Source organism: Thermosipho sp. (in: thermotogales), from assembly GCF_020054775.1.
GTDB classification, from domain to species: Bacteria; Thermotogota; Thermotogae; order Thermotogales; family Fervidobacteriaceae; genus Thermosipho; species Thermosipho africanus.
In genome coordinates this window covers 1-20,762 of sequence record NZ_JAIHAP010000007.1, presented here as the reverse complement: position 1 = coordinate 20,762, position 20,762 = coordinate 1, and the positions used below count along the sequence as shown (strand labels likewise).

21 protein-coding genes and 2 pseudogenes are annotated in these 20,762 nt (G+C 28.6%); 7 read left to right on the top strand and 16 right to left on the bottom strand.

Translation table 11 applies throughout. The features are described 5' to 3' along the window. Positions 1-9 precede the first annotated feature (9 nt). The 3 genes from JG780_RS02590 to JG780_RS02580 are packed head-to-tail and all read right to left on the bottom strand — an operon-like array spanning position 10 to position 4,462. Positions 10-714 (bottom strand): KaiC domain-containing protein, encoded by a 705-nt coding sequence (locus JG780_RS02590; protein WP_287569127.1) that lies wholly within the window; start codon positions 712-714, stop codon positions 10-12. Next, a complete protein-coding gene (gene rgy / locus JG780_RS02585; RefSeq protein ID WP_287569126.1) occupies positions 711-3,806 on the bottom strand; it encodes a reverse gyrase in 3,096 nt (1,031 codons plus the stop codon). The genes JG780_RS02590 and rgy overlap by 4 nt, the downstream gene beginning before the upstream one ends. Positions 3,807-3,829: 23 nt before the next feature. Beyond that, complete coding sequence (locus JG780_RS02580) at positions 3,830-4,462, bottom strand: HAD family hydrolase (protein ID WP_287569125.1); 633 nt, start codon at positions 4,460-4,462, stop codon at positions 3,830-3,832. A gap of 81 nt (positions 4,463-4,543) precedes the next feature. Here JG780_RS02580 and JG780_RS02575 point away from each other — a divergent pair, with 81 nt between their 5' ends. Then, the gene (locus JG780_RS02575; protein ID WP_287569124.1) at positions 4,544-5,356 is read left to right on the top strand and encodes a hypothetical protein; all 813 of its coding nucleotides are present in this window, start codon (positions 4,544-4,546) and stop codon (positions 5,354-5,356) included. Positions 5,357-5,400: 44 nt separating this feature from the next. Here JG780_RS02575 and JG780_RS02570 read toward each other — a convergent pair whose 3' ends face one another. From JG780_RS02570 to JG780_RS02515, 12 genes are read right to left on the bottom strand one after another with little or no spacing between them, the layout of a single operon-like run. Further along, positions 5,401-5,808, bottom strand: coding sequence for a hypothetical protein (locus tag JG780_RS02570; RefSeq protein ID WP_012579353.1), 408 nt, complete (start codon positions 5,806-5,808; stop codon positions 5,401-5,403). Positions 5,809-5,823: 15 nt separating this feature from the next. Continuing rightward, positions 5,824-6,102 carry a 30S ribosomal protein S20 gene (gene rpsT / locus JG780_RS02565; protein WP_287569121.1) on the bottom strand — a complete coding sequence of 93 codons (279 nt, stop codon included), beginning with the start codon at positions 6,100-6,102 and terminating at the stop codon, positions 5,824-5,826. Positions 6,103-6,123: 21 nt separating this feature from the next. Further along, positions 6,124-7,311, bottom strand: a complete 1,188-nt coding sequence (gene metK, locus JG780_RS02560; protein WP_287569119.1) for a methionine adenosyltransferase — start codon at positions 7,309-7,311, stop codon at positions 6,124-6,126. Then, positions 7,308-7,628, bottom strand: coding sequence for a hypothetical protein (locus JG780_RS02555; protein WP_287569118.1), 321 nt, complete (start codon positions 7,626-7,628; stop codon positions 7,308-7,310). Before JG780_RS02555 ends, metK begins: the two co-directional genes overlap by 4 nt. A gap of 2 nt (positions 7,629-7,630) precedes the next feature. Further along, on the bottom strand, positions 7,631-8,596 hold the full coding sequence (locus JG780_RS02550; protein WP_004103494.1) for a M23 family metallopeptidase: 966 nt from the start codon (positions 8,594-8,596) through the stop codon (positions 7,631-7,633). Next, positions 8,597-9,673, bottom strand: coding sequence for a GTPase HflX (hflX, locus tag JG780_RS02545; protein ID WP_287569117.1), 1,077 nt, complete (start codon positions 9,671-9,673; stop codon positions 8,597-8,599). Further along, positions 9,660-9,914 (bottom strand): RNA chaperone Hfq, encoded by a 255-nt coding sequence (gene hfq, locus JG780_RS02540; RefSeq protein ID WP_287569116.1) that lies wholly within the window; start codon positions 9,912-9,914, stop codon positions 9,660-9,662. The genes hflX and hfq overlap by 14 nt, the downstream gene beginning before the upstream one ends. Positions 9,915-9,918: 4 nt before the next feature. Beyond that, positions 9,919-10,377, bottom strand: coding sequence for a GerMN domain-containing protein (locus tag JG780_RS02535; RefSeq protein WP_287569115.1), 459 nt, complete (start codon positions 10,375-10,377; stop codon positions 9,919-9,921). Then, positions 10,374-11,276 carry a DUF4941 domain-containing protein gene (locus JG780_RS02530; protein WP_287569114.1) on the bottom strand — a complete coding sequence of 301 codons (903 nt, stop codon included), beginning with the start codon at positions 11,274-11,276 and terminating at the stop codon, positions 10,374-10,376. Before JG780_RS02530 ends, JG780_RS02535 begins: the two co-directional genes overlap by 4 nt. Then, positions 11,273-12,949, bottom strand: a complete 1,677-nt coding sequence (locus tag JG780_RS02525; RefSeq protein WP_012579347.1) for a nucleoside kinase — start codon at positions 12,947-12,949, stop codon at positions 11,273-11,275. The genes JG780_RS02530 and JG780_RS02525 overlap by 4 nt, the downstream gene beginning before the upstream one ends. Positions 12,950-12,964: 15 nt before the next feature. Continuing rightward, the gene (locus tag JG780_RS02520; protein ID WP_012579346.1) at positions 12,965-14,362 is read right to left on the bottom strand and encodes an Rne/Rng family ribonuclease; all 1,398 of its coding nucleotides are present in this window, start codon (positions 14,360-14,362) and stop codon (positions 12,965-12,967) included. Positions 14,363-14,366: 4 nt separating this feature from the next. After that, a complete protein-coding gene (locus tag JG780_RS02515; protein WP_004103485.1) occupies positions 14,367-15,569 on the bottom strand; it encodes an adenosylhomocysteinase in 1,203 nt (400 codons plus the stop codon). A 184-nt stretch (positions 15,570-15,753) separates the two neighbouring features. Here JG780_RS02515 and JG780_RS02510 point away from each other — a divergent pair, with 184 nt between their 5' ends. The 6 genes and pseudogenes from JG780_RS02510 (at position 15,754) to JG780_RS02485 (ending at position 20,265) form a co-directional block, all read left to right on the top strand. After that, the gene (locus JG780_RS02510; RefSeq protein ID WP_004103479.1) at positions 15,754-16,266 is read left to right on the top strand and encodes a deoxycytidylate deaminase; all 513 of its coding nucleotides are present in this window, start codon (positions 15,754-15,756) and stop codon (positions 16,264-16,266) included. Further along, positions 16,253-17,077 carry a 2-oxoacid:ferredoxin oxidoreductase subunit beta gene (locus JG780_RS02505; protein WP_012579345.1) on the top strand — a complete coding sequence of 275 codons (825 nt, stop codon included), beginning with the start codon at positions 16,253-16,255 and terminating at the stop codon, positions 17,075-17,077. Before JG780_RS02510 ends, JG780_RS02505 begins: the two co-directional genes overlap by 14 nt. Positions 17,078-17,080: 3 nt before the next feature. After that, positions 17,081-17,683, top strand: coding sequence for a 2-oxoacid:ferredoxin oxidoreductase subunit gamma family protein (locus tag JG780_RS02500; protein WP_287569113.1), 603 nt, complete (start codon positions 17,081-17,083; stop codon positions 17,681-17,683). Further along, positions 17,646-18,125, top strand: coding sequence for a diacylglycerol kinase family protein (locus JG780_RS02495; RefSeq protein ID WP_004103474.1), 480 nt, complete (start codon positions 17,646-17,648; stop codon positions 18,123-18,125). Before JG780_RS02500 ends, JG780_RS02495 begins: the two co-directional genes overlap by 38 nt. Beyond that, positions 18,107-19,143, top strand: a pseudogene (locus JG780_RS02490) (protein-glutamate methylesterase/protein-glutamine glutaminase). Before JG780_RS02495 ends, JG780_RS02490 begins: the two are co-directional and overlap by 19 nt. Before the next feature lie 24 nt (positions 19,144-19,167). Further along, positions 19,168-20,265 carry an S-layer homology domain-containing protein gene (locus JG780_RS02485; RefSeq protein ID WP_287569112.1) on the top strand — a complete coding sequence of 366 codons (1,098 nt, stop codon included), beginning with the start codon at positions 19,168-19,170 and terminating at the stop codon, positions 20,263-20,265. A 251-nt stretch (positions 20,266-20,516) separates the two neighbouring features. On the opposite strand, the pseudogene JG780_RS02480 reads toward JG780_RS02485, so the two are convergent. Then, positions 20,517-20,762: pseudogene (locus JG780_RS02480) on the bottom strand (methyl-accepting chemotaxis protein); the annotation flags it as partial.

Here is a 20,762-nt window from a genome sequence, read left to right as displayed (position 1 = left end):
CTCACCTCCTTAGCTTGTTATTTTTATACCGCTTTGTGTTATTTCAAAGTAATGTCTTTTTAGAGAATGCGGAGTTCCGCGCATTTTCCATATTAGTAATGATCTTTTAAGTTCACCTTTGATTTCATCTAGATCAAGTCTTATAATTCCATCTACTCCATGTTCCACACCTGGACCACCAAAGCCTCTTTCATCAATACTAACTTGGCTAACTAATAAAGAAGTGCAACCTGTACCTGCTAGTACTCTTTTGAGTTGAAGAATTATGCTTCTAGCATAGGTTGGCTTGTTTAAATATAATGTTGTTACAGAATCTATAACAACTCTTTTAGCGTTTATATCTTTTATTGCTTGTCTTAATACATCTATGAAATCGTGTAAATCGTTTAGGTCTCTAACAATGTACTTTTCAAATTCTTTTGATTTTCCAAAGCCAGCAGTAAATGCATCTATAAGTGCAAATAATCCTTTTTCTTCGAATGGTTTTATGTTCCATCCAAATTGGGACATATTTTGTCTAACTTGGATTGGATGCTCTTCAAGTGCTACATAAATTCCAGGTTCGTTATTTTGAAGCCCGTGCCATAGAAATTGCTGTGAAAATATTGATTTACCAGTTCCAGGCCCACCGCTTAGTAGTACAACATTTTTTTCTGGAATACCGCCATTGAGTATTTCATCTAACCCTATTATTCCGGTACTTACTTTTTTCATTTAATTCCCCCTTTTATTTCATTATATATTTCATGAAGTGTTTGTTGAAATTCTTTTATGCCTTTTTCAACTTCATCCATTATTTTTTCTAATGTTCTAGTTGTTTCTTCATTTATAAATTTGTTGTATTTTGAATTTAAAAAGTTGTATACAATTTTTCCAAGTTTTGTGGGAATTATTCTTTTATATTTATCTTCAAATATATATTTTCTTTCAAATAAAACTGAGATTATTTTAGCGTATGTTGAAGGCCTTCCTATATTTTTTGACTTCATTTCTTCTATTATAGTTGCTTGTGTAAAAAGTGGCACCGTATGCTTATTGTAAACTTTTCTATCAGTTACTTTATTTTCATCCATTATTTGTATGACTTTTATTGGCATAAAAATGTTCCAACCATCTTCTAAAATTTCGGTTATTATTTCTTCACTTTTTTTCGAATTTTCAGTGATTATGTTTAGTCTTGCTTTTTTTACCTTAATTTCTTTCGATTGACTTGCAAGGAATCTATTAAATATTTCTTTGTAGATTAGTAAATGTTTTTTATCAAGATTTATTATTTTTTCCTTTATCATATCTTTAAGTTCTTCGGGGGAAATAGGCTTTACTGGCCTAATTCCCTCATGAGCACCTTCATTTCCATAACTTTTTGGTTTATATAAATGAGGTTTATTAATTAATTTAAAGTATTTTTCTGCAACTGCTTGCCCTGTCTTTGAAATTCTAGTTGAATCGGTTCTGTGATAAGTTATAAATCCATTTTCAAAAAGATTTTGCAGAATGGACATAATTTCATTTACTGATAATTTGTATTTTTTTGAAATTTCAGATAAAATAGTTGAAGTATTAAAAGGTGCTGGTGGAGCTATTGTATCTTCATATATGTTTTCAATTTTGAGTGTAGCATTTTCATGTATTCCTTCAAATTCTACTTTTAATCCATTTTCAAATGTAAAAGATGTGAATTTTTTAATACTATTTTTGTACTCTTTTTCTCGTTGAATAATCCAACCTAACACGGTACTTTGAACTCTTCCGGCAGAAAGTGTTCTTTTAAAATTGGTTTGTAGTTTTTGACTTAGTTCAAACCCAATCCATCTGTCCTCAATTCGCCTTATAATTTGAGATTTTACTAAATTTTCTTTTATTTCCCTTTTTTCATCGATTCCTTTTAAAAATGCGTTACGAGTTATCTCATGAAGTTCTATTCTTTTAATATTACTATTTACGGGATAAATATATTGTAGAATGTCATATGCAATTTTTTCACCTTCAACATCGGGATCCGATGCTATTAAAATTTCATCAACTTCAAGGGATAGTTCTCTTAGAGCCTTTAAAACATTTAATTTATCATCAATATTTTTTGAATTGCATTTTGGACATTTATCGTAGTTATCTACAAATTGATATCCACAATCTTTGCATTTTTTAATTGTGTTATAAATTGGAATAAAGGTATTATTTGAAAATTCTACACCATGATAACCTTCTCTTGTAATTAAGTCATATGTGTGACCTTTTGTTGCGGTTATTGTTATTAAGCCTTCTTTAGTTATTGACTCAAAAGAAATTAACCCGTTTAAACTTCTTATAGAAGATATACCAAAGAATTTTGCTAGTGTTTCAGCTTTTGTTGGAGATTCAACTATTATGAGTTTTGAAGAAAATTCTAATTCTTTATTTTGTATATTTTTCCTTGATTCATTTAATTCATTAGCTAATTTCTTTATGTCTATATCATTGTAATTGTAGAATTCTTCATCAGTAATCCAAAAAAGTCTAGAAGAAAGTTTTTCGAATATTTCATCATTTTCTTCAAAAACAAAACTAGCACCTTTTAATAAATTTCCTTTAAATAATCTTGAAGTTCTTCCGGTTGCTTGTACATAGGTGTAAATATCCGGTAAAATTAAATCTTCTTTTTCGATTCTAAACTTTGGGATTCCCCAGAAGATTACAGCTTTTATTTTTTCAGGCAAGTCTATTCCTCTAACAAGTTTTCCATAATAGGAAGAAATTCCAATTAAAATATTTAATTTTCCATTTTTGAATTTTTCAAAAGATTCTTCAAAGTTTTCCCAGCTTGTTCCAGCTTCAATATTATTTTTTTTAAGCGCTTCTTTTAGCTTTTTTGCTTCATTTTCATTTTCGGCGTAGATTATTATTCCATCGTTTAAAATTTTTAATAATTCGATTAGTTGATTAATTTCTTTGTTTTTATATCTAATGTGAATTATATTTCTGGAAAAAAAACTTGGTTTTCCTAAATTAAAGTTAAAGATGTATCTGAATAATAAAGGTCTTATTCCATTAGGCCTTGCAGTTGCAGAAGATACGACTAATATTCCCTTCTTAAGATCTTTAATTTCCGGCTTTTGCCCACTTTTTAACTTTTTTAATGTTTCATTTATTATATTTTCTGGTACGCCAGTTAGCATAATAATTGTTTCAATGTTTTTTGACGATTTTAACACTGAATCAACATCATCAATAAATACAAAATCAAAGAATTTGTTTTTTAATTCTTCTTTACGTTTTGAAATAAATTGAGTAGAGACTATAAGTATTTTATAGTCATCTTTTTTGAATCGTTTTTCAAAATCTTCTTTTTCAGACTTTTTCATATTTGAATTGTAGTACAATACTTTTATTGTTTTATCTAGTTTTTTAATTTTTTCAACAACTTGTTTTACAATTGTAATTGTTGGAAATATTAATATGGATTTTTTTTCTTTTTTGGCAAGCCAAATAGCCATTAAAATTCCAAAGGTAGTTTTCCCAAGGCCAGTTGGTGCTATCATTGTAAAGCTTTTTGAGAGTAAAACTCTCTTTGTCCATAGTTTTTGGTATCCATTTAGTTTTAATCCTGTTTTTTCCACAAAAAAATTAAAAAAGTCTTTGAATTCATTTTCAAATCTAATATATTTTTCTAATTTGTATAGTTTATTAGTCGTTATTAAACTATTAATATAATCATTAGTTTCATTTGGAAGACATTTAATGCAGGGAAGTCCTTTTAAATTTCTATCATCTGTGTTAATCTTTTCACAGTTAATGCATGAGTGATCAAATTTTAGATTTACAGGCATATTTTTCCCCCTTGTCAGCTAAATTACTTTTCGAAATATATTTTAATTAGTTCTGGTTTAAAATTATTCACATTTATAAATTTAATACCAACTTTTTCAGAGGCTTTATCATTTTCAGTATCTCCTATCATTAAACATTTATCAGCAGCAACACCAATTTTTTTTAAAATCTCAGCAAAAAATTTTGGATTTGGTTTTGCATAATGTGAATTTTCCATTGTAGCAATGTAGAAAAAGTTTTCGGGGGATAAATTTGCAAAATCTATTCTTTTTTTTACAGCAATTTCAGGAAATAATGGATTTGATGCAAATATGAATTTATAGTTGGAGTTTTTAATAAAATTTGTTAGTTTTTTGTTGACTTTTATAATCTTTCTTAATTCATCGAATTCATTTTTGTAAAAGTCAAGAAAAATATTATACCAATAATCTTTACTTTTACCAGTTTTTTTAGAAATTGATTCCAAAAATCTTTCAAAAAGATTTTTGGAAGGATCTTCAATTTTTGTAATTTCGTAAATGCTGTCCATTACTAGATTAAAAATTTTTTCAATAGGTAATTTTACTTTTCTTGAAAGGATAGAAAAGTATGTTTTCATAAATTTTTCTTCACTGTTTTTAACTAATGTTCCATCATAATCTACAAAGATATACATTTTATACCTCCTTCATTTTAAGTTAATCTAAATAGATTGTATCATAAAGTTTTCATGGTAAAATAATATAAATAGACGAAAATGGAGGTGATTTTTATTAGCGATTTAATGTTAAGTAGATTATTTGATATAGTTATAGAATTTAGCGTTAATAACTACAAAGTTTATTATTCAAAATTTGATTTAGATACAACTCAGGATATTATAGAAATTTTCTTGAGTCAGTATCGAATAAAAATGTTAGATAATGCAAATAATTTTTCGTTTGATACTGATCATGGTATCTTTGAAGTAAGTATAATAAAAGATGGATTAAACTTTATTATAACTTTCAAAAATGCAAGTGAATTGTTAAAGAATAATTTGAAGGCAAAATTTTTTGAGTTGATAGAATTAATTTATACGAAGTTTTATGAAGAATGGGAAAGAGAAGGATTATTTTCAAGTAATAGTTTAGATAATTTTTTAGAAATAATTGTAAAAAATTTAGCTGAAGTTGATGCTGCATTATTATCAAAAAAGATAAATAACTATTTTAAAATTAAATCGTCTTATGGATTTGATAATGATGAATTTATGAAAAAATTGTTATTCTTTGAAGATGAGATTTATACTGAAAGATTTAAAAAACCTATGGTAGTAAAATTGGATGAGATTTTAGATGAATATTATTTGGAAGTGGATAATAAAAGAATGGAAAAAGTTAATGAATTGGTAAAACATGGTAATTTATTAAGGCTAACTTCATCACTATCAATCCCAATATTTAAAGATAAAGAATGCGTTGGATTTCTATCACTTTATAGTTTTGAAAGTGAAATTGCTTTTGAAAATAATGAGTATATTAGTTTTGCAAATGTTCTTTCTAAAATTTTATCAAGTTTTGTAAAATAAAAACATGGCTTTGAGTTTTAACTCAAAGCCATGTTAATTTAATTTTATTCTTCTTCATCATAATCTAAGAAGTCTTCTAAATCTTCGTCGATTACTATTCCGCTATCATCAATTTCTTCTTCTATGCTTTCAATAGTTCTTTCCTGAATGTCATCTTGAGAGTTTCCAAACGGGTTTTTAGGATCAAGTTTTCCATTAAAAATTTCAATTTTTGATTTTCCGTCAATTAGATAAGCCTTTGCTGTAACACTTCCACTTATAGTACTTAAAATTTTTTTAACTAATTCCTCGTCAAGATCTTGATTTTCAGCACAAGTCAAAATAAGATTTCCGTTTTGATATTCTATTTTGGTTTCATTTTTTTCTGCTAAGTTAATTATTTCTTCATTTTGGAGAATTGATTTAGCTTTTGGTTCATTTACTAGCATTTCTATTGTATAATGAAACGGCATGCTGCACCTCCAAAATTATTCTTTACTTGCAAAATGTTTGTTTATTTTCGCAATTAATCTTGATTTTCTTCTTGATGCTTGGTTTTTGTGTATTGCACCTATTTTAGCAGCTTTATCAATTGCACTTTGAGCTACTTTATACAACTGTTCAACTTCTTCACGTGATTTTCCTTCTTGAAGTTCTAATAAAACCTTTTTTATGGAATTTTTCATTCTTGTTTTATATGCTTTATTGATTAATCTATTTCTTTCTGAAACTTTAACTCTTTTTTTTGCAGATTTTATGTTTGGCATAAATCTCATACCTCCCGTTTATTATAAAATTTTCTTAAGTTCATTAACCATATCTAATTTTTCCCAAGTAAATTCCTCTAATTCTCTTCCAAAGTGACCATAAGCTGCAGTTTTCTTGTATATTGGTCTTAAAAGATTTAATTTTTTGATTATTGCACCTGGTCTAAAGTCAAAAATCTCAAGAATTGCTTTTAAAATTTTATCTTCATCAGTTTTAGCAGTTCCAAAGGTATTGATCATTACTGATACTGGTTGTGCTTTTCCAATTGCATAAGCAACTTGAATCATGAATTTGTCTGCAAGACCTGCTGCAACAACATTTTTAGCAACGTATCTTGCAAAATAGTGTGCGGATCTATCTACCTTTGTTGGATCTTTTCCACTAAAGGCACCTCCACCGTGAGGTACTGCACCACCGTATGTGTCAACGATAATTTTTCTTCCAGTTAGTCCTGTATCTGCTGATGGACCACCTAGGACAAATCTTCCAGTGGGATTTACTAAAATTTTCATTTTGTCATCTCTAAGTTCTTCTGGAATTATAGGATCAATTACGTGCTTAATTAATGCTTCTTTTATTTCTGAAATTGTAACATCAGGCTCATGTTGTGTGGAAATTAAAACAGTATCGACTCTTACTGGTTTGTCGTTTTCGTCGTATTCAATTGTTACTTGAGTCTTTCCATCTGGTCTTAAAAATGGAAGTGTACCATTTTTTCTTACTTCAGATAGTTTCATAGCAAGCTTATGAGAAAGGATTATTGGAAGTGGCATATATTCTTTTGTTTCATTTGTAGCGTAACCAAACATCATTCCTTGATCTCCTGCTCCAACTTGTTCGAGTTCATCTTCTGCTATTAATTCCCCTTCTTTAGCTTCAAGAGCTTTATCAACACCTAGTGCAATATCTGGAGATTGACTGTGAATCGATGACAATACTGCACATGTTTCACCATCAAAACCATATTTTGCCCTGGTATAACCAATATCTAAAATAGTTTTTCTTACTATGTCTTGAATATCAACATATGCTCTTGTTGTTACCTCACCAGAAACTATAGCAATACCTGTTGTAACTAGTGTTTCTACAGCAACCCTAGACTTTGGATCTTGTTCTAACATCGCGTCCAAGATAGCATCGCTGATTTGATCTGCTACCTTGTCTGGATGACCTTCAGTAACGCTTTCACTTGTGAATAGTCTTTTCATTCCTCAACCTCCTTTTCATACTCTTCTTTTGAAATAAACTTTCCTCCAGATATATCAAAACTTACTGGCTTATATGAACCAGTAAATTGTGCTCTAACTTCAATTTTGTTTGGACATTTAGAACCAACGTATAATTTTTCTATTTTGTATCTGACATTTGGGTTGTCGTATTCATTAAAAAAATCATAACCCTTTCTTAAGTGGCTTCTAAAAACTTCTCCGCATTTATCACATTTTATATATATAACCAAAGAATCTTTTTCGTTATAGAATGGATTTTTCTCTATATTCTTTTTTTTCTTAAAAAAACCAAACATATCTATCTCTCCCGTTTAAGGTTAAATGTAAATTCTTTAACTCTTTTCCATGGGTCATATGCTTCAATTCTTACTTGGAAAAAGTCTGTATTTGTATTTAGAGTTGGAAAATTATTAACTTTAATTGGTCCACCAAGTATCTCCGGATAAAGTTTATAATATGTTTTGTATATATACCCTGCTGCAATTGAATCTTTTGAATAAACAATGTATGGTTTATAAAATTCTTCTTTTGATACTTCATCAAGTAATATATCATACACTAGTTTGTTTGCAATGTAAAGCTTTATTTCTTTAAGACCAAGCAAATTATTGTTAACAAATAAATAAGAATTTATTTCAATTTTAGGATATTCTCCTTTAAAGGAATAAGTTTCACCTTCAGTGTAGTTATAACTTTTCCCATTTATAATTAGTTCTTTTAAAATTATTTCACCATTTGGAGCTTGAACATTTAAAAAATCAATAGGATCAAACATTAACGTTTCATCACTATTTCTTATTTCAAGATGACAATGAGGCTTTACAGCTTCACCTGTTTTTCCTGAATATGCAATAATATCACCTTGTGAAAATTTAATTTCATTATCTGGAAAATTAATAACAATTTTTTGGTTTTGAAATTCTTCTTGTAAACTTTTTATAATATTTTCGATTGTATAATTAAAATTACTGAGATGTGCATATAAAGATCTATAACCGTTAGGATGTTGTAAAACAATAACGTTTCCGTAGATAGGATCATTTAATTCAACTCTAACAACATAGCCTTCATAAATTGCTTTGATTGGTATACCTTCTTTCGAAAATGTGCTGAAATCAATTCCCCCATGAAAATGTGGTAAATTACCCGTGCTTCTGAATTCAGCAAAGGAAGAAGTAATATAACTATCATCTACCGGTGGAATAAAATTTGAAAATGATAAAGTGATTAATATTAAAAGAATAAACGCGACTGTTTTTTTCATTTAAATTTTGACCTCCTTCTGTAGTAAATTTTCTACTTGATGTAAGAGTGTTGATATGTTTTCTTTGTTTTTTGCAGATATAAAAACTGCATTTGAAAATCTTCTTTGCAAATTTTTAATATAATCTTTATGGCATAAATCGATTTTGTTGAATACTAGTAAAGTCTTTATTTTAGCTATGTTTATTGATTCAAGCGTTTCATCAATTATTTCTAATTTTTCTTCGAAGTTTTTATCAGCTACATCAACTAAAATTATTATCAAGTCTGAAAAATTTATTTCTTCTAAAGTTGAATGAAAAGCTTCTATTATCAAAGGGTGTAGATTTCTAATGAAACCAACTGTGTCAGAAAAAATTGCATATCTACCACTTGGAAGTAGTACTCTCCGTGAAACCGGCGAAAGAGTTGTAAACATTTCATTTTTTGACAACAAAGTTTCCTTGGCTAAATTTGATAATAATGTAGTTTTTCCGGCATTAGTATAACCAACTATAGAAACTTTGTAAATATTGCTTTGATTTCTCTTTTTTCGTTGAACTTGCCTAATAGATTCAAGTTTTTTTAACTTGCTTTCTAACTTTTTAATTCTATTTTTAATATATCTTTTTGAATATTCTAAGCTTTTTTCTCCTGGCCCTCTTGTTCCTATACCTCCACCTAATCTTGAAAGTTCCTTCCCCTGTCCGACAAGGTATGGCAACAAATACTTTAATCTTGCAATTTCAACTTGTAATCTTCCCTCATTTGTTTTTGCATGTTTTGCAAAGATTTCCAATATAATCTCTGTTCTATCATAAACTTTTTTTTCAAGATATTTTTCTATATTCCTTCTTTGAATATGTGATATATTATCATCAATAACCAAATAATCAATATCTTCACGTATGAAAAATTCCTTAACTTTTTCTAATAATCCTTTTCCTATGTAAAAAGAAGGATTAGGTTTGTTTCTTTTCTGAAAAATTTTATCTACAACTTTTATGCCTATAGTTTCACACAACTCTTCCAACTCTAGAAAAGATTCGGTATATGAAGGTTTATATAAACCTATAATTAATGCTTTACTTTCCATCATCTTCAGATTCTTCGTTTTGTTGCTTAGTTAGTTTGACAAAACTTTCTGGCATAATTGTACTAACTGCATGTTTATAAATTAAATTTTGTTGGCTACCATTTTCCAAAAGCATTGTAAAATTATCAAAGGATCTTATAATTCCTTTAGTTTGAAAACCATTAACCAAGTAAACTTTAACTGGTATTTTGTTAGTTCTTAGAATGTTTAAAAATCTGTCTTGTAAATTAAATTTTTCTGCCATACCTTTAATCCCCCTTTTTAATTTTATATAAATCTTTTGGAAAAGAAAAATAAATATTAACGCTCCTAATAAAAATTTCACTTTGTTTTCCATCAACTAATATATAAATTCTATCAATACCATTTATGTTTTCAAAAAGTGAATATAGAATTTGTAATAATAGAAAGATTTCTTCTTCACTGCTGTAATTTTGTATATTTTTAGAATTTAGATCAATTATTAATGCTGTATCAACAAAATAGTAAGCATTTAAAATGCCTTGAGGTACAAAGTTTTTTTGATTGCCACTTAATTTAACTTTTGAAAATTTTTCAAAAATTTCTTGTACAGCTACAACCTTATTTGAAGAAAATTCGCCTACTTCTAAAAGAATTATACCATTATTTTCAATAAAAGCAATTTTTGAAGCAACTAATGTAAAAGAAGCTATAAGTATAAAAAGTAATGTAATTATCCTTTTCATTGTAACTCACCTTCAACAAATTCAGAAATTTGTTTCCAGCTATTTTGTGAAGTAAAGATTACAATAGCAGGGAGATCTTTTGGAACTTGAACAAATGGGACATAAAAGAGTTTTAAATTAAATTTTTTTGAAACAAGTTTTCCAAATTTATCTGATATCGAAAAAACTTTCCAATCATTTCCGGAAAAATCCGGGGAGTAGTTTGGTACAAATACAGCATTTATATTGCTATCTTTGAATATTATAGCAAAACTTTTAGAATCGTACTTTTCAATTTTTTCGCCAAAAAGCTTTACGATAATATTTTTAATATTGTATTCTTTAATAAATTGCACGATTGTTCGTTTAGGTAAAATATTTAATTCAGTTTTGTATGAAGAATCAATATTTTTGGTTAATAATATACTTCCAGGTTCGTATAGATTATCCTTGAAATATATTAAACCTTTTGAAATTATATTAATTGCATTATCAGTTGCTTCAATATCAATAAAATTTTTGCCGAGATAATCAAACTGTAAATAACTTCCAAAATCTTCTACTTTTGTTATTACCATTTCAGCAAAGTTATATTCATTTTCTTTTTTTAAGTATTTTATATTAAAAAAATTGAAAATGTCATCAAAATTTGGATTATCTAACGCATTTTCTCCTAAGACAACTACATTTTTAGAAAAATAGATAATTTTATCTTCCCACTCGATGTAATTAAATGAGCCAATTGTTCCAGTCGAAATTTCGCTTGTTGAAAGAAACTTAGAATACTTTTCTAAAATTTCTTCGACCGTCTCAAAGTTTATATTTGTTGCATTTAATGTATAATTATCAAATTTTATAATTTCTGAAAAGCTATTTAAAGCTAGGAGAAAGATTACTATAGCAACAATAAATTTTTTCAATATTTAAACACACTCCTTCCAATAAATTCTCTTATAAGAGAAGTTCTTGGAATATCTTCAATATTTGTAATTGGCAAGAAGTAATCAAGAATTTTTAAAAGTCTTGTTGCTTCAGTACTTTCTGGAACATCATCAGGAACCGCTATAAGCAAAGGTTCAGCAAATATCTTTAATACAGCTATCTCATATACAAGAGCACTGTTGAACATTATATCCGCATTTTCTTGATGTGGAAAGATATTTCTATCTTCGCCTCTTCTAACGCTTGGCCACATTTTTAGAGTTGCAAGAGCATCATGAGCTCTAAATTTGCTATCTCTAACTATTCTTCTAAGAAGTCTGGTATCAGTGGTATGGATTCTATTTGTATTATCTAAATTTAATTGTGTTAGAGCGCTTGCATAAATTTTAAATTTTAATTCTTCTGGTATTAAGCTTGTTAATTTTGGATTTAAACCATGTATACCTTCAACAATTATTGGTTGATCTTTAGATATTTTCATTAGAGTACCTTTTTCTTTTCTTTTACCCGTAGTAAAGTCGAATTTTGGTATTTCAACAGTTTTTCCTTCAAATAAATCAAGGAGGTTTTTATTAAATAATTCAATATCTATTGCTTCCAAAGCTTCAAAGTCAGGCTTTCCATTTTCATCAAGCGGAGTTCTTTCCCTATCTACAAAATAATCATCTAAGGAAATTGTAACAGGCCTTAGCCCGCTTGCGCGCAATTGAACCATGAGTCTTTTTGAAAAGGTAGTTTTTCCACTTGAAGATGGTCCAGCGATTAGAATTAATCTTACATTTTTTCTCTTTTTGATTTCTTCAGCAATGAAGGCTATTCTTTTTTCGTGCAATGCTTCTGACATTATTATTAAATCAGTAACACTTCTTTCTCCTCTTGCAATTAAATCGTTTAAGTCTCCAACACTATCTATATTCATAATTTCTAACCATTTTTCATATTCTAAAAATACTGCTGAAAGTTTGGGTAGAGGTTTAAATTCTATTATCGGTTTTTTGTCTTTGAATGTTGGTAAAATCAAAACAAATCCTTCTTCATATTTTGCAAGATCAAAATATTTTAGTATTCCAGTACTTAAAGGCATATAACCATAGAAGTAATCAAAGTTATCATCAACTTTATATACTTTTACTGTTTTTTTCTTTCTATATTTTAATAAACTTACTTTGTCATTAAATCCAAGTTCTTCAAATAATTTTAAAGCTTCTGATTTTAAAAGTTCAAGCTTAATAAACTTTTTGTTTTCATTTATTAGTTTCATCATTTCGTCTTTTACTTTTTTAATTTCGCTCTCAGAGAGTATTTTTTTATTATTTTTTGATTTTAATTCGCAATATATAGCTTTTCCTACGCTATGTGATACTTTTAGAGTATAATCAGGGTAAAGTTTTTTTAAAGTATGTTTTAAAATGAACAGCAATCCTCTTTGATATATTCTAAAGCCATCTGTTGAGTTTATATCTAAGAATTCAACTTCGCCAGATCTAATAATAGGCCTAAACAACTCAACTATAGAATTGTTAAGTTTGGCTGCAACTATTGGAGATTCGTAGTATTTTTCATATTCGTCTACAAATCTTTCGAGCGTTGTTCCTTTTTCAACAGTAATTTTTTTTCCATCATCTTTAAATGTTAATTCGATTCTTTCCATATCTTTTCCCCCTTTTTATATTTTCCAAGTAATTTCAAATGTTTTAGGATCAGTATGTGTAAAATGAATATGATAGTTTAAATCTTTTCTTTTTTTTAATTCGCTTTTATCTATGTAATTTTTCATATATGGATGAAGTTTAATAATTACTTCCTTTGCTTCTTTTGGAGCGTTTTCAATTTTAGCAAAAATTTCTTTTAAAAGGAACCGTGGTGATTGGATAAAACCAGAACCACCACAGACTGGACATGTAGATACATAATTTTCGAAAAATGATTTGATTGTTCTCTTGCGTGATAATTCCAATAGACCAAGTTTTGTAAATCCAAAAATTTCAATTTTACTTTTGTCTTTTTTTATTTCTTCATTTACTTTTTCGAGTATTTTGTTTTTATTTTCTTCACTGTTCATATCAATAAAATCTATAATTACAATACCTCCAATATTCCTTAAACGAAGTTGCCTGAATATTTCTTCAACAGCTTCGTAATTTGTTTTAAATGCAGTTTCTTGTTGATTTAGACCTTTTGTAAAATGCTTTGAGTTTACATCAATTACTGTTAATGCTTCCGTTTTATCTATTATTATTTCCCCACCGGAAGGTAAGGTTATAGTTCTCTTAATTAGCTCTTTAAAATATTTATTTACATTTGTGTATTCAAAACTATCTCCATCTATTATTTCTATTTTAGGTCTTTTTGGAAATATTTTTAAATATTTTCTTATAACTTCTATATGTTTTATATTATTTGTAATTACCTGAGTGACTTCTTTGGTTAATCTTTCACGTAGTATATAATCTATTAAGCTTTCCTCGGTATATAATATTTGTATTTTTCTTTTTCTTTTAAAATTTGATAATAAATCATCAAGTTTTTCTTTTAAAGTGATTGCTTCAGAATAAATATATTTTTCATTTAATCCTTCGGCTGCAGTTCTTATTACTACACCGAATCCATTGTTATTAGATATTTCATTTGCAATTTTGTATAACCTTTGCCGTTCGTCTTCTGATTCTATCTTTTTAGATACTCCGTTAACATTTGAAAAAGGGAAAACTACTAAATATCTACCAGCAATACTTATGTTAGCGGTTAATTGAGGCCCCTTTGTGCCTGTTGGATCTTTTTTTACTTGGATAAGTATTTTAGAACCTTCTTTAATTTCTTTCACTGAAAAGTAATCATAGTATTTTTCAGGTATATCTTTAATTCTCAAAAATCCATTCTTTTTTTCACCTATGTTGACAAAAATTGCATCAAGAGCATTGACAACTTTTTCAACTCTTCCAAGATAAATATTTCCAGTTAGTTTTTTTTCTTCGTCAGAAAATAGTTCTACCAATTTATTGTTTTCAATTATAGCATAATGTAAGTTATCTTCAATGGAATTTAATACTAGAATTTTTTCCATAATATCAATATCCTTTCAGGTACTCCCTTTGTTCTTCTGATAACTTGTCAATTTCTATACCTAGTGATTTAAGTTTTAATGTTGCAACCTTTTCATCTAATTCTTCAGGATATTGATAAACTTTGTTTTCAAGATTTTTATAATTTTTATGAATATAAATTAAAGATAATGTTTGAAGTGCAAATGAAAGATCCATAATTTCGATTGGATGACCATCTCCAGCTGCAAGGTTTACAAGTCTTCCTTCTCCAATAACGAAAATTTTTTTACCATTTATTATATATCCTTTAACATTTTCTCTTGCTTCAAAAATTTTTTCAGCATTTTTTTCTATTTTTTCTATTGGAATTTCTACATTAAAATGACCAGCATTTGCAAGTATAACACCATTTTTCATGTTTAATATATCTTCATATTTTACCACATCTTTTACACCTGTTGATGTTACCACTATATCTGCAATTTTAGCTGCTTCTGACATTTTCATGACATTAAACCCATCCATAAGTGCCTCTATAGCTTTTATAGGATCTACCTCAGTAACAATAACATTTGCCCCCAATCCTTTGGCTCTCATAGCAATACCTCTACCACACCAGCCATATCCGGCAACAACTACATTTTTACCAGCAATCAATGTATTTGTATTTCTCATTATTGAATCCCAAGTGGATTGTCCAGTTCCATATCTATTGTCAAAAAAATGTTTCATTTTTGCATTATTAACGGCTATAACGGGAACTTTTAAAAGGCCTTTTTCTTGAAGGTTTAAAAGTCTTCTAACTCCGGTAGTTGTTTCTTCAGAAATTCCTTTAACATTTTTTAAAAGCTCTGTTCTTTCAGTATGCAAAATCACACTTAGATCTGCACCATCATCTAAAATTAGTTCAGGTTCATGATCAAGTACTTTGTTTAGATTGTTAAAATAAATTTTTTCGTCATGAGTTCTTTTTGCGTGAACAGTTATACCATATTCAGATAATGCAGCTGCTACATCATCTTGCGTAGATAATGGATTACACCCTGTAACGAAAACATCAGCTCCAAGTTCTTTTAAGGTAATTGCTAAATAAGCAGTTTTTGCTTCCAAATGGATTGCCATACCAATTTTAGTACTATTAAAAACTCCTTTATATTCTTTTTTTAGGTAATTTAATAAAGGCATAAAATTTGAAACCCATTCGATTTTTTTTCTACCACTTTCCATTTCATCGCCTCCTATGTATCTATTTTGTCATTACAAAGATATTTTATCATATTAATTGACTAAATAGGTATTTTTTGTAGATACAAATAGTTAATACAATCTATTTCAAATATTTGGGACTTGCTTTTAATTTAATATATATTAAAATCTTTTATAGAACAGTTATTTTGGAGGGAGCAATAAAATGAATTTAGATTCTTATTTAAAAAATTTAAAAATAACTATATCGATGGACAAACGTGAAAGTTGGGATAGCTACTTTTTGAAAATTGCTGAAATTATAGCTACCCGTTCTACTTGTTTTCATAGAAAAGTTGGAGCTGTTATTGTTAAAGATAAGAGAATTTTGGCGACAGGTTATAACCAACCTCCTTCTGGTTTTCCTCATTGTGATGACATAGGTTGTATTAGGGATGATTTGAATATTAAATCTGGGGAAAATCAAGAAGTGTGTTATGCTCTTCATGCAGAGCAAAATGCTTTGATGCAGGCAGCAAAATTTGGTATATCAACTGATGGTGCCACAATATATGTAACTCATAAACCATGTTCAGTTTGTGCAAGGCTAATAATTAATGCAGGTATCAAAAAGGTAGTGTATTTAAATGATTATCCAGATTCACTCACAGATTTTTTGTTTAAGACATCTAAAATTTCTGTTGAAAAACATGGAGGTGTTATTCATGAAAAGGGATGATTTAATAAATTATTTAAGGATTGACAGGTGGCCTACAGTTTGGTGTCCCGGTTGTGGAAATGGAATAATTTTAAAATCTTTTATTGATGCGGTTAATGAATTAAAGTTAGAAAAGGATAGAGTAGCTGTTGTTTCAGGAATTGGTTGTTCTTCAAGGGCAACTGGTTATCTAGATTTTAATACATTGCACACCCTTCATGGAAGGGCAATAGCTTTTGCTACAGGTGTAAAACTTGCAAGACCTGATTTTAAGGTAGTGGTTATGGGCGGTGATGGTGATATTACTGCAATTGGAGGGAATCATTTTATACACGCTTGTAGAAGAAATCTAGATATTACAGTTATTATTTTTAACAATATGATTTATGGAATGACTGGAGGACAGCACTCACCTACTACTCCGCATGAAAAGATAGCAAGTACGATGCCATATGGAAATATAGAGAATTCTTTCGATATAGTTGAACTAGCTTTAACTTCAGGAGCAACTTATGTTGCAAGAAGCACTGTTTATCATTATCCTTTAACTGTAAAGTATATAAAAGAAGGTATAAGTCATAGAGGAATGAGTGTTATAGAAGTCTTAACAAATTGTCATACATATTATGGAAGATACAATGGAATGAGAAATGCATGGGATATACATGAATATTTTAAAAACAATACAGTTATGAAAGAAAAAGCGGAAAAATTATCAAAAGAAGAACTAGAGGGGAAAATAATAATTGGTCAATTTAAAAAAGAAGAGAAACCAGATTTTTATGAAAATTACAAAAAAATATTTTCAATTGTGAAAAATTCGGAGGTGTAATTTATGGAAATAAACAGACCGTTTTCTATAAGAATTGCTGGAATTGGAGGACAGGGGAATTTAGTTTCTGGTTTGATTTTGGCAAAGGCACTTGTAAAGTCAGGAAAGTATGTTGTTCAGACTCAGAATTATACCGCACAAGTTAGGGGTGGGCCAAGTTATTGTGATCTACTTGTTTTAAATCAGCCTATAGATTTTCCTAAAGCAACTTTGTTTGATATTTTAATTATTTTACATCCATCTATGATTTCGCAGTGTAAAAATGTGAGAAATAATGGTATAATTATTATAGATAATACTCATATTAGTGAATTACCAGCTGATATGTTTAGAATGACTAAAAGAAAGATTGCACTGCCTGTTTCAAAAATGGCCTTGGAAAAGTTTGGAAATGAGATGTTTGCAAATATGATAATGTTAGGTGTTGTTTTAAAGGCGACTTCTTTGGTAGATATTGACAGTTTGATTGAATCAATTAAAGAAAATATGAATCCAAAATATGTTGAAAAAAATATTGAGGCGGTGAAGTATGGAACAACCCTCACAGAAAAAGTATACAAACCAAGAATTGAAAGAAAAATTAAACGGACGATTGGCTTCGAATAATTTAAAAGAATCTTTTGAACATGCAATTGAAGGTATTATATATGCGTTATCAAGTGAAAGAAATTTAAGAATACATTTTTTTGTTGGTTTTGTAATTCTTTTTATAACATTGTTTTTACCTATTGATAAAAATAATTACATATGGATTTTTTTTGCAGTATTTTTTGTGATAATTTCTGAATTAATTAATACATTAATAGAAAAAATTTTAGATTTGTTTGTTCCAGAATATCATCCAATAGTTAAAGTAATAAAGGATATAAGTTCTGGCGTAGTTTTATGGGCGGCTCTTTTTTCTGTGGTAGTGGGTATTGCAATTATTGGAAATTATTTATTTAATTGGAATGTATTAATAGCTAAAGTTGTTGGATTTGTCTTTGTGACAGCTTTTCCATTAATATATTTAATTTTAGGAGTGAGAAAGTGGAAGAAAAAAAGATAAGGATATTAATTGTTGATGATTCAGATTTATGAGAATGGTTTTAAAGGATGTATTGGAAAAAGAAAAAGATATGCAAATTGTGGGAATTGCAAAAGATGGTATGGAAGCGATAGAACTTGCGATAAAAACAAAACCTGATATCATTACTTTGGATGTTGAAATGCCTAAGTTAAATGGCATTGAGGCATTAAAAGAAATAATGAAAAGAGCACCTACGAGAGTAATTATGGTAAGTAGTCTTACTGAAGAAGGTGCTGATATTACTATTACCGCATTGGAACTTGGAGCAGTAGATTTTATTACTAAACCGGCCGGAAGTATTTCAATGAATTTTAGAAAAATTGCGGGTGACTTAATTCAAAAGATAAGAGCAGCAATGCAAGTTGATGTAAAGTCATTAGTGAGAAAGGCTACTTATACATCTAAAAAGTTAAATTTAAAGAGTTTGGTTTCAAGTAAAATTGTTGTAATTGGATCATCAACCGGTGGACCAAAATCGTTAGATTTGGTTATTCCACCTCTACCAGAAAATTATCCAGCACCTATAATAATCGTTCAGCATATGCCTGCTGGTTTTACAAAATCTTTGGCTCAAAGATTAAACAAAATTTCTAACCTTTATGTTAAAGAAGCTGAAGAAGGTGACGTTTTAGAACCTGGCAAAGTTTATATTGCTCCGGGAGATTATCATCTTGGAATTAAGCAACATGATAAGAAGAGTGTGGTTTACCTTGAAAAGAGTGAAAAGATTAATAATGTTAGACCTGCAGTAGATTTTACTCTTGATAAAGTTGCGGAGATTTATAAGGATAAGACAATTGCAGTTATATTAACTGGAATGGGAAAAGATGGAACTAAAGGAGCATTCAAGGTAAAGTATTATAAAGGAATAGTTATTGCAGAATCAAAAGAAACTTGCGTTGTTTATGGCATGCCAAAATCTGTTGTTGAGGAAGGATATGCTGATTTTGAGCTTCCGGCATACAAAATACCAGAGAAATTGGTAGAAATTGTATAAAAATAAATTTGGGAGGTGTAGAATATGAAAAAAGTTTTGATTGTCATTACTTTACTTTTATCGTTTTTAACTTTTGCAAGTTTTAAAGATGTTCCTGTTAATCATTGGGCATACGATGCTGTAAATGAGTTAAGTAAATTAGGTATAATTAGTGGAATGCCTGATGGAACATTTCAAGGAAATCAAGCAATGACAAGGTATCAAGTGGCAGTGGCAATTTATAGAACTATGAACTATTTGCAGGAAAAAATAGATAAAGCTGTTTCAAATACTTCAAATATTAGTAGTTTAAGAGAGCAGATATTAACACTTTCGGATATTGTAAGTACGGCAATGAATAAAATTGAAGATCTAGCAACGATTAAAGATACTGTACAAGTTCTTTCATCGGATTTAAGTGAGTTAAAAACTTCAATAGTAAATACAAAGAATGATGTAAAAAGTCTTTCGATAGATTTATCATCGATTAAAAATTCAGTTGCCGATAATTCAAGAAAATTAGAAGATTTAGAAGCGGCATTGTCAGGTAACAATTTAAAAACAATATTAGACAGCAAAGTTAGTTTTAACGAATATAATGCATTTAAGGATAGTATAAACTCTCAATTTAGCAATTTTCAAGCAACAATGGAAAATAAAATTTCAGGACTCGAGGGAGAAATATCAGTTATAAAAACAGACCTTGAAACATTGAAAGAAAAAATAGCAGTGATAGATAGTATAAATGATAAAGTCACAGGTTTAGAAGAATATATTAATGCAAAAACTAAAGCATGGGATACTAGAATATCTGCATTATCTGGTGATATTACACAATTAAAAGTAGATTTCCAAACTTATACTTCACAAAATGACGTAAAAATTAGCCAATTCGAAAAACAAATTAATTCATTAAATGAAAAGGTAAATAGTATGGAGCAAACAGTTGCAAAGATTGAAACAATTGAAAGTGATTTTAATCAATTTAAAGATGACACAAACAATTCAGTAGAAAAATTAACACAAAAAGTTGAAAATTTAGAAAATTCTTCGAATTCTACATTAAGCACTTTTTCAATGATTCTTTCTGTAATTTCTGTCGCAGTTTCAGGAGTGGCAATTTATTTAATTTTAAGTAAGTAAATAAAGTTTAGATTTTAAAAGATGAAAACTCCACCCATTAAAGTTTAGGGGTGGAGTTTTTAATTTAATAAATGAATTATTATCAGAAAAATATCAAAGAAATAATACCATAAAAAGTTTAATTTATGCTATGTTAAATAAATTTTATTTAACTTTATTTAGAAGAAGCTGTTGATCATATAAAAACAAAAACCCCCTGAATAAATTAATACTAATCAGGGGGTATAAATGCAATAATCAAATTGTATAAATTATATTTTAAACTTAGAAAGGTATTCATTCAAAGAAGATACAGCAACATTTAAGTCGTCAGAGTAAGTTTTTACTTCACTTGCCTGTTTTGCTTGTTCTTCAACATCCATTGCCATTTGTTTTATTTCATTTTCTACCTCATCTAACGTTCTTGTTACTCTATCTATTGCTGCACTTACTTCTTCTGATGCTCCACTTTGCTCTTCACTTGTTGCTGCCAAATCATTTGTCATTGTTGAGATGTT

What these genes read in the sequence shown, in the direction of transcription:
- JG780_RS02505 (WP_012579345.1), top strand. Translation starts at nt 16,253, where the DNA reads ATGAAAAGGGATGATTTAATAAATTATTTAAGGATTGACAGGTGGCCT.
- JG780_RS02580 (WP_287569125.1), bottom strand. Translation starts at nt 4,462, where the DNA reads ATGTATATCTTTGTAGATTATGATGGAACATTAGTTAAAAACAGTGAA.
- JG780_RS02520 (WP_012579346.1), bottom strand. Translation starts at nt 14,362, where the DNA reads ATGGAAAAAATTCTAGTATTAAATTCCATTGAAGATAACTTACATTAT.
- JG780_RS02535 (WP_287569115.1), bottom strand. Translation starts at nt 10,377, where the DNA reads ATGAAAAGGATAATTACATTACTTTTTATACTTATAGCTTCTTTTACA.
- rgy (WP_287569126.1), bottom strand. Translation starts at nt 3,806, where the DNA reads ATGCCTGTAAATCTAAAATTTGATCACTCATGCATTAACTGTGAAAAG.
- hfq (WP_287569116.1), bottom strand. Translation starts at nt 9,914, where the DNA reads ATGGCAGAAAAATTTAATTTACAAGACAGATTTTTAAACATTCTAAGA.
- rpsT (WP_287569121.1), bottom strand. Translation starts at nt 6,102, where the DNA reads ATGCCAAACATAAAATCTGCAAAAAAAAGAGTTAAAGTTTCAGAAAGA.
- JG780_RS02485 (WP_287569112.1), top strand. Translation starts at nt 19,168, where the DNA reads ATGAAAAAAGTTTTGATTGTCATTACTTTACTTTTATCGTTTTTAACT.
- JG780_RS02515 (WP_004103485.1), bottom strand. Translation starts at nt 15,569, where the DNA reads ATGGAAAGTGGTAGAAAAAAAATCGAATGGGTTTCAAATTTTATGCCT.
- JG780_RS02555 (WP_287569118.1), bottom strand. Translation starts at nt 7,628, where the DNA reads ATGTTTGGTTTTTTTAAGAAAAAAAAGAATATAGAGAAAAATCCATTC.
- JG780_RS02590 (WP_287569127.1), bottom strand. Translation starts at nt 714, where the DNA reads ATGAAAAAAGTAAGTACCGGAATAATAGGGTTAGATGAAATACTCAAT.
- JG780_RS02575 (WP_287569124.1), top strand. Translation starts at nt 4,544, where the DNA reads ATGGAGGTGATTTTTATTAGCGATTTAATGTTAAGTAGATTATTTGAT.
- JG780_RS02510 (WP_004103479.1), top strand. Translation starts at nt 15,754, where the DNA reads ATGAATTTAGATTCTTATTTAAAAAATTTAAAAATAACTATATCGATG.
- JG780_RS02525 (WP_012579347.1), bottom strand. Translation starts at nt 12,949, where the DNA reads ATGGAAAGAATCGAATTAACATTTAAAGATGATGGAAAAAAAATTACT.
- metK (WP_287569119.1), bottom strand. Translation starts at nt 7,311, where the DNA reads ATGAAAAGACTATTCACAAGTGAAAGCGTTACTGAAGGTCATCCAGAC.
- JG780_RS02550 (WP_004103494.1), bottom strand. Translation starts at nt 8,596, where the DNA reads ATGAAAAAAACAGTCGCGTTTATTCTTTTAATATTAATCACTTTATCA.
- hflX (WP_287569117.1), bottom strand. Translation starts at nt 9,673, where the DNA reads ATGATGGAAAGTAAAGCATTAATTATAGGTTTATATAAACCTTCATAT.
- JG780_RS02500 (WP_287569113.1), top strand. Translation starts at nt 17,081, where the DNA reads ATGGAAATAAACAGACCGTTTTCTATAAGAATTGCTGGAATTGGAGGA.
- JG780_RS02570 (WP_012579353.1), bottom strand. Translation starts at nt 5,808, where the DNA reads ATGCCGTTTCATTATACAATAGAAATGCTAGTAAATGAACCAAAAGCT.